The organism is Lentzea sp. HUAS12 (assembly GCF_024125735.1).
GTDB classification, from domain to species: Bacteria; Actinomycetota; Actinomycetes; order Mycobacteriales; family Pseudonocardiaceae; genus Lentzea; species Lentzea albida.
This window is the reverse complement of sequence record NZ_CP099738.1, coordinates 7,843,459-7,858,349: the sequence shown is the minus strand read 5'-3', so window position 1 is coordinate 7,858,349 and position 14,891 is coordinate 7,843,459. Positions and strand designations below refer to the sequence as shown.

Here is a 14,891-nt window from a genome sequence, read left to right as displayed (position 1 = left end):
GACTAGTCGGCGGCGTAGGCCTTGCCCTGCGCCGCCAGTTCCTCCCCCAGGATCCGGACGGCCTTCGGGCCGACGCCGTGGATCTTCAGCAGTTCCTTCGCCGACACCGCGGTCAGCGAGTCGAACGTCGTGTAGCCGTGCGCCGCGAGCTCACGGGCCGCGACCTTGCCGATCGTGCGCGGGAACTCGCTCACGAGTTCACCAGCCCCGCGCGCCACGCCCACGAGGCGATCCCGACGCGGTTCTTCACGTTCAGCTTCGTCTGCACCGACGCCAGGTGCGTCTTCACCGTCGACAGCGACAGGAACAGCGACGACGCGATCTCCTGGTTGGACAGCCCGCGCGCGACCTCCCGGACCACGTCCTGCTCCCGCGCAGTCAGCAACGACAGGTCGGGGCGTTCGGCCGGCCGCGCGAAGTGCTCCAGCATCCGCACGGTGACCTGCGGCGAGATCAGCGCGTTCCCGGCCGCCGCGGCACGGACGGCCTCGACCAGCAGCGCCGGACCGGCGTCCTTGGTCAGGAACCCGGACGCGCCGTTCTCCAGCGCCGTGTGCACGTACTCGTCCAGGTCGAACGTCGTCACCACGACGACCTTCGTGGTCGGCGAGAGCTTCTTGGTGACCTCGAGTCCGTCGAGACCCGGCATGCGGATGTCGAGCAGCGCCACGTCGGGCTTGTGCTCGCGGGCGGCGGTGACAGCCGAGACGCCGTCGGGCACGTCGGCCACCACGGTGATGTCCGGCTGCTTCTCCAGGATCATCCGGAAGCCGACGCGGACCATCTCCTGGTCGTCGGCGATGAGGACCGAGATCACTTCTTCCCTTCCAGGGGTAGCTCGGCGAGCACCTGCCAGCCGGTCTCACGGGGACCGGCGGAGAACAGGCCTCCCAGCAGGTCGACCCTCTCACGCATGCCGACGAGACCGTAGCCGCCCTGGTTCAGCTCGTGCACCTGACCGTCGTCGGCCACGACCACGCGCAACGCCCCGGCGGACGTGCGGGAGATGTCCACGTCGATCATGGTGGGCCGCACCGCGTGTTTGTGCACGTTGGTGAGCGACTCCTGGACCAGGCGCAGGACCGAGCGGCCGAGCTCGGGGGCCACCTCGTCGGGCAGGTCGATGCGCAGGCGGGTCTCGAAGCCCAGCTCGCGGGTGCGTTCGACGGCCGCGATGACGTCGGCGGCGAGGTCGGTGGTGGCCGCCTCGGTCTCGCCCTGGCGCAGGGTGCCGACCAGGCGCCGCATCGCGCCCAGGGCCTCGGTGCCCGAACGGACCATGCCCGGCAGGAGGCGGTGGGCGGCCTGCGGGTCGTCCTCGGAGACCTCCAGGGCGGCCTGGGCCTGCACGAGCATGCCCGTCACGTGGTGGGCGACGACGTCGTGCAGCTCGCGGGCCAGTGCGATGCGCTCCTCCTTCTGCGCGTCGGTGACGGCCGCGGCGATCAGGCGGCCGCTCTCGGCGTCGCGGGCGCGGAAGTACAGGCCCGTTCCGACGGCGGCGAAGCCCAGGACGAGCGAGCCGATCATCTCGTTGTAGTTGCTGCCGAAGAGCCAGTTGCCGCGGGTGATGGCGGCGAAGAAGCTCACGGCCACCAGCGCGCCGACCGACCAGGTGGCGGAGCGGCGGGGTTCCTCCCGCACGACCACGGCCGTGATGACCAGGCACGCGCCGGTCTCGGCGATGGTCAGCGGGCTCAGGATCGTCGGCACCGACACGTGGAAGAAGCCCATGACGAGCGACACCAGGAAGATCGCCACGACCGCGACCGGGATGGTGAAGGCCCGCGACTTGAACGACGTGACGGCCACGATGCAGATCGGCACCGTCAGCAGCCACACCAGCGCGCCGCCGGTCCCGAGGTCGCCCATGATGATGAGCTCGCCGAGCATCAGCAAGGCGAGGACGGCGGCGATCGGCCATTGGCCCCGATGACTGTCCACGGGAGACAACGGTAGGACCACGTCACCTCCGCGGCCTCGGTCATCCGGCTGATCCGGTGTGTCGTCAAGGCTGAGGTTTCTCCGGCCCCGACGCGGCACCTTGAGGAACATGAATTCGGTTCTGGCCGCTCGTGGCCTGGTCAAGACCTACGGCGACGTGCACGCGCTCGCCGGGGTGGACATCGACATCTCCGCCGGGGACGTGCTGGCGGTCGTCGGTCCGTCCGGCTCCGGCAAGACGACGCTGCTGCACGTGCTGTCCGGCATCCTGCGCGCCGACGGCGGCGACGTGTTCCTCGACGGGCGTGCGATCGGCGAGCTGAACGAGAACGGGCGCAGCGCGCTGCGGCGCACGGCGTTCGGGTTCGTCTTCCAGTCGGGCATGCTCGTGGCCGAGCTGACCGCCGAGGAGAACGCGGCGCTGCCGATGCTGCTCGCCGGCGGGTCGCGGGAGGAGTCGCTCGGCGCGGGACGGCTGTGGCTCGCGCGTCTCGGTCTGCAGGGCCTCGAGAAGCGGCTGCCGAGCGAGCTGTCCGGCGGTCAGGCGCAACGGGTCGCGATCGCGCGGGCCCTCGCCCACCGGCCGCGGGTGATCTTCGCGGACGAGCCGACGGGCGCCCTCGACACGCGCACCGGCCAGGAGATGATGACCGCGCTGCTGCAGGCCGCCGAGGAGACCGGCGCCGCCGTCGTCATCGTCACGCACGACAAGGCGATCGCGGACCGGGCGCTGCGCGTCGTCGAGATCCAGGACGGGAAGATCGCGGCGGGGGTGTCCGCGTGAGGATCGCTCTCGCGGTGCTGCGCAGGGATCGCCGCAGCCAGGTCGCGACGGTGCTGGTCGCGCTCGGCGTGATGATCGCGGTGTCGCTGGTCCTGTGGCTGCTCGCCGCGCCGAACGGCCTGCAGGCGCGCGCCGACCGCACGGCGTGGCGCGACGTGCACACCAACGCCGGCGGCAAGGGGACGATCTCCGTCGCGATGACCAGGGACTCCTACCGGGGGCTGGTCATCGAGCGGTGGGACGTCGCGCGCAACGAACCGGGCGACGTGCCGGTGGCCAGGGGCATCGCGCGCTTCCCGGAGGCCGGTGAGGTGCTGCTGTCCCCCGCCCTCGCGGACCTGGTGCGCGCGGCGCCCGCGGAGAACCTCGGCAACCGGTTCCCCGGCACGGTGATCGCCGAACTCGGGCCGGAGGCGTTGAAGTACGAGGGTGAACTGGTCGCGATCGTCGGCAACGACGCGGTGTCCAACGGCGACGAGACCACCGGGCTGGCGAACACCTACGCCACCTACACCGACGACTACAAGGGCCTGCTCTACCTGCTGACCCGCGTCGGGCTCGTGGTGCTCGTGGTGCCGTGCCTAGTGCTGGTCGCGTCGGCCGCGCGGCTGACGGCGGCGAAGCGGGAACGGCGGCTCGCCGCGCTGAGGCTCGCCGGCGCGTCCCCGCGCCAGGTCGTCGTGATGACGGCGATCGAGACCGCGGTCGGCGCCGTCGTCGGCAGTGCGCTGGGGGTGCTGCTGGCGCAGCCGTTCAGCCACGTGACGGCGAAGATCCCGTGGGAGGGCGGCACCTGGTACCCCGGCGACTTCGTGCCCGATCCGGCGGTCACGACCGCGGTGGCCGTGCTCGCGCCGGTGCTCGTGGTCGCGGCGGCGATCATGGGACTGCGCCGCGTGGTCAAGCAACCCCTTGCGGCGGAACAGAAGCGCAAGGTGCGGTCGTGGCGGTTGCTGATGATCGCGGGCGCGATCGGCGTGTTCTTCCTCGGCATCACGTACGCGCAGCAGGGAGGCGGCGGCGACAGGTTCACCGTCGTGCTCACGGGTCTCGGCGCCGTGGCGCTCGCGCTGGTGCTCGCCGGTCCCGTCGTCACCGCGTGGGTCGGCCGGTTCTTCGTGGGCCGCTGGCGCAGGCCGTCGACGTTGCTCGCGGGGCGCAGGCTCTCCGGCGACCCGGTGGCGGCGTTCCGCGGCTCGGCCGGCGTGGTGATCGCGGTCTTCACCGGCTCGATGGCGCTGACCATGTTGCCGGGCCTCGAGTCCACGGTGCCGGGCCGCGACACGACGTGGCGGTCCGACGCGATCGTCGCGGAGCAGGTCGGGGTGGACGTCACCCCGCTGCGGCTGGTGACGTCGGCGCCGATCGTGACGATGCTCGACGGCGGCCTCGGCAACGGCGACCCCGACCACTACGGCTACAGCGTCATCGTCGGCAAGTGCGCCGAGGTGGCGCGGGTGATGGACCTGAAGTGCGCGGACGGCCCGGCCGTGTACGCGCCGACCAAGCTGGCGTGGAACCACTTCCGCGCCAGTTCGCGCGACGGCGAGATCAGGGCGCAGCTGCCCGCGCAGTACGAGACCCGTCCGTTCACGCCGACCGGCCGGGTCGAGGCGGTGATCGACCCCGAACTGCTGCCGTCCGTGCAGGGCGCGGTGTCGCTGGTCGGCGTGCCGACCACACCGGAGAACCGCGAGGCCGTGCACACCGCGATGATCCGCGCGCTGCCGGGCGCGCCGCTGTCGGACGAGGCGCGCGGCCTGCGCGGCGACACGCTGACGGAGGACCTGCGGCGGGCCACGGTCATCGGCCTGTCCATCGCCGCGGTGCTCGGCGGCATCGGCGCGGCGGTCGCGGCGGCGGGGTCGGTGATCGACCGCAGGCGCACGTTCGGCGCTTTGATCGCGGCCGGCACCCCGATTCGCGTCCTGGCCCACGCATTGCGCCGGGAAGTGGTCCTCCCCGTGTTCGCCGTCACAATTGCGGCATGCATCGCGGGAATTGTCGTGGGACTCGGACTGCTCACCCTGGCACGCGGATTGATGGGCGGCGAGGATTTGCCGCTCACGCCCTGGGTGGCCGCTCCCGTGGGCGTCGGAGTGCTGGTCGCGCTGGTAGCGGCCCTGGCGTGCGGGCCGGTACTACGCGGCATCAGCCCCCGGGATTACGCGGCGGAGTAGCACTCGGCCGGAAGTACGAGGCCGGAATGGCCCTCAGCGCGATGTGCGCGGAGGGCCATTTTTCTACTTTGGATTCATGACGAATGCACAGCTCGCGAGCATCCAATGGGGCGTTTTCCTCTCCGTCGTCTTCCTGCTCCCGCAGCTGTTGTTCCGCCAGCTGACCTTCCGCGGCGCGGCGATCACCGTCTACGCGAGCATGCTGTTCTCGGCGACGTTCCTGCCGATGCAGACCGTCGCGCCGCAGCAGTCCGTGCAGCTGGTCCCGTTCCAGTGGATCGCCGACACCTTCCGCGACGGGCAGATCGCGTTCGACCAGATGACGCTGAACGTGCTGCTGTTCGTGCCGCTCGGCGCGATGCTCATGTTCTGGGGCAAGCGCACCGCCGGCCAGGCCGCGCTGATCGGCTACGGCGTCTCGCTGCTGATCGAGGGCTCGCAGCTGCTGTGGGCGAACCGGATCTTCGACGTCGACGACCTGATCACCAACACCACCGGCACCGCGCTCGGCTGGCTGGGCGCGCTGGCCCTCGTGAAGGTCTACGCCCGCGCCAAGGCGACGTCGGTGCCGCAGCGCGAACTGGTCAGCGCCAGCTAGCTGGTGCGCCAGCCCAACTCGCCCGCGGTGTTGACCTCCGGGAAGCAGTGCCCGACCGTGCTGCGCGTCTCCAGGGCCGTCGCCACCTGGTCGAACATCTCCACGACGGACGTCCACTCCGGCTTGACCATCTCGTTGCGCTCCTGGTCCCACTCGACCACGCAGCCGCGCAGCACGCCGGGCCGCAGGTCGACCGCCAGCACGTCCCCGGTCCCGTCGAACGCGATCGGCAGCCAGCCCGGATGGAAACCCGAGGTCGGCGCACCCGCCTCGGAGCCGTCCACGGGCTTGCTCGCGTGGGTGTCCCTGAGCACGAACGCCCTGTCGGCGTCGAGCGGCGTGTAGAAGGGCGGCAGGATCTCGGCGTACAGGCCCTCCTCGGTGCCGCCGTAGACGCTCCACCACAGCTGGAGATCGATCGGAACCCGAAGATCCGGCAGCGCGTCATACCTCGGACGCAAGACGGCACGGGTGGCCGGAGCGTGCTCCGCCAGCCATGCCAGGATCCGGTTCCAGTGCTCGATCACACCCACCGTTCCATGATCTTGGCGGAACGACGGGCGAGGTACCGCTCATCGGGGCAGGATCAAGGCGAACAGGTCACTACCGGGGGAAGAGCTTTCAGATGGCGGAACAGGGCCTCAAGGTCGACTTCGACGCCTTGACCGGATACGCCTCCGCGGTGGGCGGGCTGGCGGGCGAGGTCGGCGCGGTGGGCACCGGCACGTTGAACGGCACCACGTCGCTGCCGGGCGACTGCTTCGGCAAGATCGGCGCCGAGGTCGGTCTCAACGCGGCCTTCCAGGCTGCCGCGCAGGCCCAGCTCGACGCGCTGAAGGCGGCGTCGACGGGCCTCGCCGGTCTCGGCACGGCGGTCGCGAAGGCCCGCGACTCCTACATCGCCCAGGAAGAGGCGCACAAGGCGTCGATCACCAAGGCGGCGCAGGTATGAGCGTCGAGGGACTGCTGAGCCAGTTCATCGCGCCCATGAAGGAGGACCTGGCCAAGCTCGACGGCGACACCGGCGGCGCGACGCGCGCGGGGGACGCCTTCGGCCGCGCCCAGACGGCGATCTCCGAGCTGGGCTCGAAGCACTCCTCGGCGTCGACGGCCGTGCTGAACTCGTGGTCCGGCGACAAGGCCAACGCCTTCACCTCGCGCGTCGCCACCTTCTCCTCGGCCGCGACCCTGCTGTCCTCCAACGCCTCCGCCATCAAGACCGCGGCCTCGACCGGCGTGACCTCGGTGACCGGTGGCCGCACGGCGATCCAGGGCCTCATCGACGAGTTCACGTCCAAGGCGACCCCGAAGCTCGCCGCCGCGCTCGCCGCGTCCCTGCTGGCGGGTCCCGGCGTGGTGCTCGCGGCACTGGCCGACCTCGCCGGCATGGCGTCGGGCTACCAGAGCAAGACCTCCGCCGAGCTGCAGAAGGTGCGCGACCAGCTCACGCAGCTCGTCGGACAGCTCAACGCCCTGCAGAAGCCCGACGCGGGCGCGCTGGGCAAGCTCGGCGAGCCTCTCGGCGGTGACGAGGGCACCACCTCGGCGTCGAGCGCCACCGACACCCCTGCCCAGCAGCAGGAGTCCGGTCCCGGCTCGAACTCCGGCAGTGGTTCCGGCTCCGGTGGTGGAGGCGGCGGTGGCGGGGGCGGGAGTGGTTCCGGTGGTGGGGGCGGCGGAGGTGGCGGTGGCGGATCAGGCCCGCGCCTGCCCGTCGCGATCCCGCCCCAGCCCGGCGAGGGCGTCGGCGTGAACCTGCCCGACGGCAGCAGCGCCGAGGCACCGAACGAGACCGCGGCCAAGGCCGTGCGCAACGCGTTGTCCGCGCTGGGCACCCCGTACGTCTGGGGTGGCGCGAACCCGCCCCAGGGCACGGACTGCTCGGGCCTCACGCAGTGGGCGTACGGCGGTGCGGGCTTCGACATCCCGCGACCGGCCTCGTCGCAGGCGATGGGCGCGTCGGTCCCTCCGGACCAGGTGCTGCCCGGCGACCTGGTGGTGTGGGACGGGCACGTGGCGATGGTGATCGGCAACGGCCAGATGGTCGAGGCGGGCGACCCGGTGCAGGTGCAGCCGATCCGCACGACGAACAGCGGCATGTCGTTCTACGGCTTCTACCGCCCCACGGGCTGAGTGGAAGTGCGGCAGACTGTCGGCACCAGGGGGTGATCAGGTGGACGACGACGTCGAGCGCGCCGCGCGGAAGGTGCGCGATGTCGAGCAGGCGGTGACGGAGCACGTCACGCGCAGTGGTCCCGTCACGGGCAGGGCGTCCTCGCCGGACGGCGCCGTCACGGTGGTCGCCACGCCCGGCGGCCCGCCGCAGCAGATCTCGGTGAGCCCGGCGGCGTTGCGGATGGGCCCGCAGGCGCTCGCCGCCGAGATCATGCGCATCGCCGGCAAGGCGCAGCGCACCGCGAACACCCGTCTGCACCGGACGCTGGAACGCGTGGTCGACCCGCGCGAGCTGACGGCCATGGGCATCGAACGCGGGCCCGACGAGGACGAGTTCGGGTGGCGGCCGTGAACGAGGACCGCATGCAGGCCACCGAGCGCCTCCAGCGCGAGCTCGCGGCCCTCACCGCCACGGTCGAGCACCCGAACGGGACGTGCATGGTCACGGCCTCGCCGAAGGGCGAGATCAAGGCCCTGCACCTGCACCCGTCGCTGCTCCAGCAGGGTGCGCAGGCCGTCGGCCAGGTCGTGACGGAGACCGTGCGGCTGGCGACGAACGCGGCCGTGCAGGCCAGCTTCAACAAGATGGCGCTGGCCCTCGGTGACGGAATGGCGATCGACGTCGAATCGATCGCGGGCGACTCACCCTTCCGGTCGACCTGGAACCCGGTCGTACCGCCCAAAGCCCCTGCTGAGCAGGCACCGCCGGAGCGCAGGCCGAGGACTCCGCGGGCCGAGGACTCCGACGACGACGCTTTCTTCGACAACCCCTCGTGGCTTCGGTGATCAGCACCGTTACCCTCGACCACGGCATCAGGCAGGCGTGACCGGGAGGTCAGGATGGCGCAGGACATCGTCCCCATCGAGCTGGGGCTGACGCAGGGTGACGTCGTCACGCTGTGGGCACCCCGCTGGCGCGAGAAGGGCGAGGAGTGGGAGGCGTTCCTCGGTGACGAGGAAGACCTGTTCGTCTTCCCCGACGCCGCTCACCTCGCCGCCTTCGTGCGCACCGCCGAGGAGCACGACCTGACCGACCACCCCGCGTGGCCGGTCGTGCCGTCACTCGGCGTGGCGGACCTCTCGCCGGACGACAACCACCAGTTCGACCTCGTCGGCGTGCCCGAGCTCGTCGCGGAGGACCCGGACACGTGGACGATCGGTGAGCTCGCCGACGTCGTCGCGATCGTGCGCGCCCTCGCGGACGTCTGCGACCTGGAGAAGGTCCACGAGGTGCTGGACAGCGCCGAGGGCTTCTCGCTGCTGCCGCAGGGCACGCTGCCGTTCAGCGGCCGCGACGGCGCGAAGCTGTGGGGCGAGCTGTCCGAGGTCGTCTCCGAGAAGTGGGACGAGGTCCTCGACGCGATCGACGGCGTCGTGAACACGCCGGAGGTGCCGGAGAAGGAGCTCTCCGTCGCGCAGGAGGAGCTCGCCAAGCTGGAGGCCGAGACCGCCGCGGCCGCCGCCGTCGACTCCCCCGACGAGGAGTCCGACGACGAGAAGGACGAGCCCACCGGCTTCTGGGCCGAGGTCGGCGTCGACCCCATCAAGATCATCACGTCGGCCGGCGAGTTCTACACGCTGCGCTGCTACCTCGGTGACGACCCGGTGTTCCTGGGCCGCCGCGGCAAGATCGAGGCCTTCACCTCGCCGCGTGCGCTGAGCCGCTTCGTCGCCGAGAACGACGAGCACGACCTGGCCGAGGTCGAGACCTGGAACGACATCAAGGTCAAGGCCACCGCGGGCGAGCTCGACGTCGACGTGGACGACGACAACGTCTACGTGCTGACCGGCATCGCCGAGGACATGGAGGAGGGCCCCGACTCGCTCGACCCGCAGCAGCTCGACCTCGCCGTCGAGCTGTTCGAGGACGCGGCGGAGTGGGCCGAGGACGAGTCCGTGAAGGACGCGCTCGCCTCGTCCGAGTCGCTGGGCTGGCTCGTGTCGTTCGTCGTGGCGCCGGACCCGACGCGGCTCGCGCCGTCCGCCCCGTACGACGCCGAGGTGGCCGCGTTCCGCGAGCTGCAGGCGAAGTTCGAGGACCGGCTCAACGTCAACTGACGTTCTGCTCTGCGAGAAGGGCCGCTCACCACGTGGTGAGCGGCCCTTTTTCGTCGAGCAGGCTTGCCTAATCTGTATGATACAGGTTTATGACAGGTTCTCGGTCGCAACGCCTCGCCGCCGACCTGCGGGAACGCATCACGCTCGGCGACTACGGCCCCGCCGGGTCGATCGAGAGCGAGGCCGAGCTCGGCCGCCGCTACGAGGTCAGCCGCGTGACCGTGCGCCGGGCTCTGGAGCAACTGCGCGACGAAGGCCTGCTGGCGTCGAAGAAAGGCGCCGGCTGGTACGTCGTGTCGTTCGCCCAGCCTCTCGCGCTCGGCACGTTCCAGCACGCGCAGTCGGCCGTCGCCGAGGCCGGCGTGTCCCTGGTGCGGACCGTTCTCGAGTACGGCTACCGCGAGGCGCCTTCGACCGTCGCCGCGACGTTGGGGGCGGGCGAGATGTTGCGCGTGCGTTCGTTGCGCCGCACCGGGGACACGCCGCTGGACGTCGTCACCGAGTGGGTGCCGCTGGCGCTGGCCGCGCCGGTGAGCCGTGCCGACGCCGAGTCGCCCGGCACGTGGGAGACGTTGCGGCGCAACGGGAGCCAGATCGCGGTCGTGCGGCAGAGCATCGCGGCCGTCGCCGCGGGGGACGTCGGCACGGTGCTCGGCGTCGCCGCCACCACGCCGGTGCTGCTGGTGCGCCGCATCGCGTTCGACGGCGCCGAGCAGCCGATCGCCCTGTCCGAGCACCACTACCTCGGCCACCGGTTCCAGCTGGAGGTCGAGTTCCGCGGCTGGCCCGGCGCGGAACCCCCTGGAGTAGCAGCGATTCCCACGGAGGACTGACCGATGCGTGTGCTCGTCACCGGTGCGGCCGGGTTCATCGGCTCGCACTTCACCCGCTACTGGCTGCGCGAGCACCCGGCGGACGAGGTGATCGCCCTCGACGCGCTGACCTACCGCGGCTCGGTGACGAACCTGCCGTCCGACGTGCCGTTCGTGCACGCGGACATCGCCGACGCCGACGTGGAGGGCGTCGACGTGGTGGTGAACTTCGCCGCCGAGTCGCACAACTCGCTGGCCGTGCTGGATCCCGCCCGTTTCTTCCGCACGAACGTGCTGAGCACACAGGCGTTGCTGGAATCGTGCCGTCGCGCGGGCGTCCGGCGGTTCCACCACGTCTCGACGTGCGAGGTGTACGGCGACCTCGCACTGGACGCCGTGGAGGCGTTCCACGAGGAGTCGCCGTACCGGCCGCGCACGCCGTACAACGCGTCGAAGGCCGGCGCGGACCACGCCGTGCGCTCGTACTTCGAGACGTTCGACCTGCCGGTGACGATCACCAACTGCGCCAACAACTACGGCCCGAACCAGTTCCCCGAGAACGTGCTGCCGCTCTTCACGACCCGCGCCCTGAACGGCGAGCAGCTGCCCGTGTACGCCTCCAGCGACAACCGCCGCGAGTGGATCCACGTCCTCGACCACTGCCGCGCGATCGACGCGGTGCTGCAGAACGGTGTCGTCGGCCGGACCTACCACGTGGGCACGGGCGTGGAGGCGAGCGTCGACCAGATCGCCGACCTGGTCCTGGACGAGCTGGGACTGCCTCCGACCCGCAAGTCGGTCGTGGCGGACCGCCCCGGCCACGACCGCCGCTACCTGCTCGACTCCACGCGCATCGGCCGCGAACTGGGCTGGCGCCCGGAGATCGGCTTCGAGGCCGGTGTCCGGGACACCATCCGCTGGTACGCGGCCAACCGCGCGTGGTGGGAGCCCCTGCTGGAGCTCAGCCCGATCGACGAGAGCGCGTGGGCTACCGGCCGGTCAGCGCCGCGTACCCCGGCTTGACCAGCTCGTTGATGATCGCGAGCCGCTCGTCGAACCCGAGGAACGCCGACTTCATGGCGTTGATCGTGAACCACTGCAGATCGGCCCACCCGTACCCGAACGTCTCGGCCAGAGCCGCGAACTCGCTCGACAGCGAGCAGTCGCTCATCAGCCGGTTGTCCGTGTTGACCGTGACGCGGAACCGCAGCTTGGCGAGCAGCCCGATCGGGTGCTCGGCGAGCGTGGGCGCGGCGCCGGTCTGCAGGTTCGAGGTCGGGCACATCTCGAGCGGGATCCGACGATCGCGCACGTAGGCGGCCAACCGTCCCAACTGGACGGTCCCGTCCCCCGACACCTTGATGTCGTCGACGATCCGCACCCCGTGCCCGAGCCGTTCGGCACCGCAGTGCTGGATCGCCTCCCAGATGGAGGGCAACCCGAACGCCTCACCGGCGTGGATCGTGAAGTGCGCGTTCTGCTGGCGCAGGTACTCGAACGTGTCGATGCCCTTGGTGGGAGGGAACCCGGCCTCGGGCCCGGCGATGTCGAACCCGACGACACCGAGGTCCCGGTACCGGACCGCCAGTTCGGCGATCCGCAACCAGCCCTCGTTCTGCCGCATCGCGCACAACAGCGTCCCGATGCGAATCTTCCGCCCGGTGGCGGCGACCCGCTGCTCGCCGACCCGGAACCCCTCCTGCACGGCCTCGACGACCTGCTCGAGGGACAGCCCCTTGTCCGTGTTGAGCTCGGGGGCGTACCGGATCTCGGCGTAAACGACACCGTCCGCGGCCAGGTCCTCCACGGCCTCGGCGGCAACGCGGACAAGCGACTGCTCGTCCTGCATCACACCGCACGTGTGCGCGAAGCCTTCGAGGTAGCGCACCAGAGAGCCGGAGTTGGCGTTGTCGCGGAACCAGCCGCCGAGGACGCCCGCATCGGTGGTGGGCAGGCCCTGGTAGCCGGTGGCATCGGCGAGTTCGATCACCGTCTGCGGGCGGAGGCCACCGTCGAGGTGGTCGTGCAGCAACACCTTCGGCGCGCTGCGGATGGTCTCCAAGGTAAGCGGCGTGGACATTGCTACACGTTACTCCAGCCGCCGCACCGGACCGGAGCGACGACGCGGGCCCGCCGAGCGGTGCCGACCGGACGGCTGCACGCACCAGCCGCCCGCGCGTCCAGCCTGACATGGCGACGCGCAGCGAGCCGTCCGAACCTCGCTGCGACGGGGGCGGTGCGCACCTGCGAGCCGACGCCGCCACGAGCCCCCGCGACCAGGCCCCCACCGGGTGGAACCCGCCGACACGCCGCCCCGGCACCAGCAAAAACGATCTTCCCCCGGATATGATCATTTGTCCGGTCAACGTCGTTGCAGATCCGTGATCAGCAACTTTCTGCAACCATCGCGAGGCTTGAGTCACCCCAAGGTAGGAACATCACCAGCCGCTACCGCCCGCGCCCGACCAGTGACTCGGCGTTCAGAGTAGTCAGGTAGCCTGATCGGGTCAGTCGCCCGTCCGCGCCCGGCCTTTTGTAGTCGGGGGTGGTACAGAGACGTCCCGTGACGCGGATAGGCTCCCGTGGTCTCCCCCTCCCCTGGACGAAGGCACTCAGCCGTGACAGAGAACAACAACTCCACGATGTCCTTCGATCGGATGCGCAACATGCTCACGCGCGCCGCGGAGATCCGTGAGAGCGAGCAGCAGCAGATCTTCGACGCGCTGGACGAGATCCACGCCCGGATGTCGCCTCTGGAGTCGCTGGGTTCGGTTCGCAAGCGCCTGTCGGAGCTGCCGGACCGCACCGAGGTCAGCGTTCTCGCTGAGCGCCTGGACGAGGCCCTCGCCAAGCTGGAGGCCCAGGACAACGCCGTCGCCGGCATCGGCCGCGCGGTCGACGCCCTGGTGGACAAGCTCGCCAAGCCGTTCGCGCAGCTGGACGGGCGCCTCGACGGCGTCGCCGGCCGCTTCGAGGGTGTCGCGGGCCGCATGGACGGCCTGGAGGACAAGCTCTCCAGCATCCACAAGCGCATCGACGACCTCGACGGTCACCTGGACAAGCAGGACGGCAAGGTCGACGCGATCCCGGCCGCGGTGACGAACCCGCTGCGCGAGCGCGTCGAGGCACTCGAGGCCGCGCTGCGCGGGCGTCTCGACGAGGTCGACGAGGGCGTGCACGAGCACCTCGACGGCACCCGCGAGGCCCTGCAGAAGATCCTCGCCGAGTCGTTCTCCAGCGTGCACGGCCGCGCCGACGAGCAGCGCGACGCCCTCGCCGCCGCCCGCAGCGAGCTGGCCGCCGCGATCGCCGAGAGCCGCGGGGAGCTGGCCGGAGCGATCAACGACAGCCGCGAGAAGCTGGTCTCCACGGTCACCGACCGCCACAACCAGCTGGCCACGTCGCTCACCGAGACCCGCACCGAGCTGTCCGGCGCCGTGGCGGAGACCCGCGGCGAACTGGCCGGCGTCGTGGCGGAGGCCCGCGACTCGCTCGCCGGCTCGCTCAACGAGACCCGCGAGTCGCTCGCCGGTTCTCTCGCCGAGACCCGCGACTCGCTCGCCGGTTCCCTCAACGAGACCCGCGACTCGCTCGCCGGCTCGCTGGCCGAGACCCGCACCGAGCTGGCGTCGGCCGTCGCCGACACCCGCGAGGTCGTCAACGGCAAGCTGGACGAGGCCCGCACCGCCCTGTACGCGGCGATCGAGCAGTCCCGCGACCAGGTCGACGCCGCCGACCGCCTCGAGTCCCTGGCCCGCCGCCTGGAGCTCGTCACCTCGCAGCTCGACAACATGACGAACCGCCTGGACAAGGTCGAGGACGGCTTCGCCGCCCGGATCGCCGAGCTCGGCGGCTCGGTCGACGCGAGCCTGTCCAAGGTCGCGGAGACCGTCGGCGCCCGCCCGGACACCGACTCGCTGCAGTCCCTGGTCCGCAAGTCGAACCAGGAGTCGGAACTGCGCATCGGCGGCCAGCTGGACGAGGCCATGGCCACCTTCGCCGAGCTCATCCTCGGCGGCGGCTCGCCCACGCCTCCCCCGCCGCCCACCGCCCTGCCGCGCCCGCAGCGCCGCACCCGCAAGAACGGCGGCCCGAAGCCCGCGAACGGCGGCAAGGACGTGGACGACGACGACCTGGCGGCCGAGGGCGCCTGATCGCCCACACAGCCTGACCTGCACCGAACGGCCCCGGAGCTGCCCAGCTCCGGGGCCGTTCCGCGTTCCGCGCCCCGGTTCGCCGGGTGGTGGAGGACGGGCGGATCGGCCACGCTGGCCACGGCCGGCGGGCCACGCGGCGTTGAACCCGGCAGGTCCGGCAGACGTGACCATGAGGAGAGCGCT

16 protein-coding genes are annotated in these 14,891 nt (G+C 71.1%); 11 read left to right on the top strand and 5 right to left on the bottom strand.

What is annotated here, in order from left to right:
* Positions 1-2: 2 nt before the first annotated feature.
* The 3 genes from ND450_RS36780 to ND450_RS36770 are packed head-to-tail and all read right to left on the bottom strand — an operon-like array spanning position 3 to position 1,944.
* Positions 3-194, bottom strand: coding sequence for a helix-hairpin-helix domain-containing protein (locus ND450_RS36780; protein ID WP_253322773.1), 192 nt, complete (start codon positions 192-194; stop codon positions 3-5).
* Complete coding sequence (locus tag ND450_RS36775; RefSeq protein ID WP_089914828.1) at positions 191-817, bottom strand: response regulator; 627 nt, start codon at positions 815-817, stop codon at positions 191-193. Before ND450_RS36775 ends, ND450_RS36780 begins: the two co-directional genes overlap by 4 nt.
* On the bottom strand, positions 814-1,944 hold the full coding sequence (locus ND450_RS36770) for a sensor histidine kinase (protein WP_253322772.1): 1,131 nt from the start codon (positions 1,942-1,944) through the stop codon (positions 814-816). The genes ND450_RS36775 and ND450_RS36770 overlap by 4 nt, the downstream gene beginning before the upstream one ends.
* Before the next feature lie 109 nt (positions 1,945-2,053).
* Here ND450_RS36770 and ND450_RS36765 point away from each other — a divergent pair, with 109 nt between their 5' ends.
* The 3 genes from ND450_RS36765 to ND450_RS36755 all read left to right on the top strand — a co-directional run bounded on the left by ND450_RS36765 (position 2,054) and on the right by ND450_RS36755 (position 5,506).
* Positions 2,054-2,728, top strand: coding sequence for an ABC transporter ATP-binding protein (locus ND450_RS36765; protein WP_253322771.1), 675 nt, complete (start codon positions 2,054-2,056; stop codon positions 2,726-2,728).
* Positions 2,725-4,908 carry an FtsX-like permease family protein gene (locus ND450_RS36760; protein WP_253322770.1) on the top strand — a complete coding sequence of 728 codons (2,184 nt, stop codon included), beginning with the start codon at positions 2,725-2,727 and terminating at the stop codon, positions 4,906-4,908. Before ND450_RS36765 ends, ND450_RS36760 begins: the two co-directional genes overlap by 4 nt.
* 76 nt (positions 4,909-4,984) lie before the next feature.
* Positions 4,985-5,506, top strand: a complete 522-nt coding sequence (locus tag ND450_RS36755; protein ID WP_253322769.1) for a VanZ family protein — start codon at positions 4,985-4,987, stop codon at positions 5,504-5,506.
* On the opposite strand, the gene ND450_RS36750 is transcribed toward ND450_RS36755, so the two are convergent.
* The gene (locus ND450_RS36750) at positions 5,503-6,039 is read right to left on the bottom strand and encodes an SMI1/KNR4 family protein (protein WP_089914842.1); all 537 of its coding nucleotides are present in this window, start codon (positions 6,037-6,039) and stop codon (positions 5,503-5,505) included. The genes ND450_RS36755 and ND450_RS36750 overlap by 4 nt on opposite strands.
* A gap of 92 nt (positions 6,040-6,131) precedes the next feature.
* Between ND450_RS36750 and ND450_RS36745 the strand changes: the two genes are divergently transcribed.
* From ND450_RS36745 to ND450_RS36715, 7 genes are all read left to right on the top strand, one after another.
* Positions 6,132-6,458: a type VII secretion target gene (locus tag ND450_RS36745; RefSeq protein ID WP_089914844.1), complete on the top strand. Its 327-nt coding sequence runs from the start codon at positions 6,132-6,134 to the stop codon at positions 6,456-6,458.
* A complete protein-coding gene (locus ND450_RS36740) occupies positions 6,455-7,639 on the top strand; it encodes a C40 family peptidase (RefSeq protein ID WP_253322768.1) in 1,185 nt (394 codons plus the stop codon). Before ND450_RS36745 ends, ND450_RS36740 begins: the two co-directional genes overlap by 4 nt.
* A 40-nt stretch (positions 7,640-7,679) precedes the next feature.
* On the top strand, positions 7,680-8,033 hold the full coding sequence (locus ND450_RS36735) for a YbaB/EbfC family nucleoid-associated protein (RefSeq protein ID WP_253322767.1): 354 nt from the start codon (positions 7,680-7,682) through the stop codon (positions 8,031-8,033).
* A complete protein-coding gene (locus ND450_RS36730) occupies positions 8,030-8,467 on the top strand; it encodes a YbaB/EbfC family nucleoid-associated protein (RefSeq protein WP_253322766.1) in 438 nt (145 codons plus the stop codon). Before ND450_RS36735 ends, ND450_RS36730 begins: the two co-directional genes overlap by 4 nt.
* Before the next feature lie 54 nt (positions 8,468-8,521).
* Entirely contained in the window at positions 8,522-9,739 is a 1,218-nt protein-coding gene (locus ND450_RS36725) for a primosomal protein (RefSeq protein ID WP_253322765.1), read from the top strand.
* Between the two features lie 89 nt (positions 9,740-9,828).
* Positions 9,829-10,572, top strand: a complete 744-nt coding sequence (locus ND450_RS36720) for a GntR family transcriptional regulator (RefSeq protein WP_253322764.1) — start codon at positions 9,829-9,831, stop codon at positions 10,570-10,572.
* Positions 10,573-10,575: 3 nt separating this feature from the next.
* A complete protein-coding gene (locus ND450_RS36715) occupies positions 10,576-11,574 on the top strand; it encodes a dTDP-glucose 4,6-dehydratase (RefSeq protein ID WP_253322763.1) in 999 nt (332 codons plus the stop codon).
* Here ND450_RS36715 and ND450_RS36710 read toward each other — a convergent pair.
* Positions 11,540-12,631 carry an adenosine deaminase gene (locus ND450_RS36710; RefSeq protein WP_253322762.1) on the bottom strand — a complete coding sequence of 364 codons (1,092 nt, stop codon included), beginning with the start codon at positions 12,629-12,631 and terminating at the stop codon, positions 11,540-11,542. The genes ND450_RS36715 and ND450_RS36710 overlap by 35 nt on opposite strands.
* Positions 12,632-13,193: 562 nt before the next feature.
* Between ND450_RS36710 and ND450_RS36705 the strand changes: the two genes are divergently transcribed.
* Positions 13,194-14,705, top strand: coding sequence for an apolipoprotein A1/A4/E domain-containing protein (locus tag ND450_RS36705; RefSeq protein ID WP_253322761.1), 1,512 nt, complete (start codon positions 13,194-13,196; stop codon positions 14,703-14,705).
* The last annotated feature ends 186 nt before the right edge of the window (positions 14,706-14,891 follow it).

Bases quoted from the DNA above. Each gene is read 5' to 3' on its own strand.
- ND450_RS36765 (WP_253322771.1), top strand. From the start codon at position 2,054: ATGAATTCGGTTCTGGCCGCTCGTGGCCTGGTCAAGACCTACGGCGAC.
- ND450_RS36740 (WP_253322768.1), top strand. From the start codon at position 6,455: ATGAGCGTCGAGGGACTGCTGAGCCAGTTCATCGCGCCCATGAAGGAG.
- ND450_RS36725 (WP_253322765.1), top strand. From the start codon at position 8,522: ATGGCGCAGGACATCGTCCCCATCGAGCTGGGGCTGACGCAGGGTGAC.
- ND450_RS36720 (WP_253322764.1), top strand. From the start codon at position 9,829: ATGACAGGTTCTCGGTCGCAACGCCTCGCCGCCGACCTGCGGGAACGC.
- ND450_RS36715 (WP_253322763.1), top strand. From the start codon at position 10,576: ATGCGTGTGCTCGTCACCGGTGCGGCCGGGTTCATCGGCTCGCACTTC.
- ND450_RS36705 (WP_253322761.1), top strand. From the start codon at position 13,194: ATGTCCTTCGATCGGATGCGCAACATGCTCACGCGCGCCGCGGAGATC.
- ND450_RS36755 (WP_253322769.1), top strand. From the start codon at position 4,985: ATGACGAATGCACAGCTCGCGAGCATCCAATGGGGCGTTTTCCTCTCC.
- ND450_RS36710 (WP_253322762.1), bottom strand. From the start codon at position 12,631: ATGTCCACGCCGCTTACCTTGGAGACCATCCGCAGCGCGCCGAAGGTG.
- ND450_RS36745 (WP_089914844.1), top strand. From the start codon at position 6,132: ATGGCGGAACAGGGCCTCAAGGTCGACTTCGACGCCTTGACCGGATAC.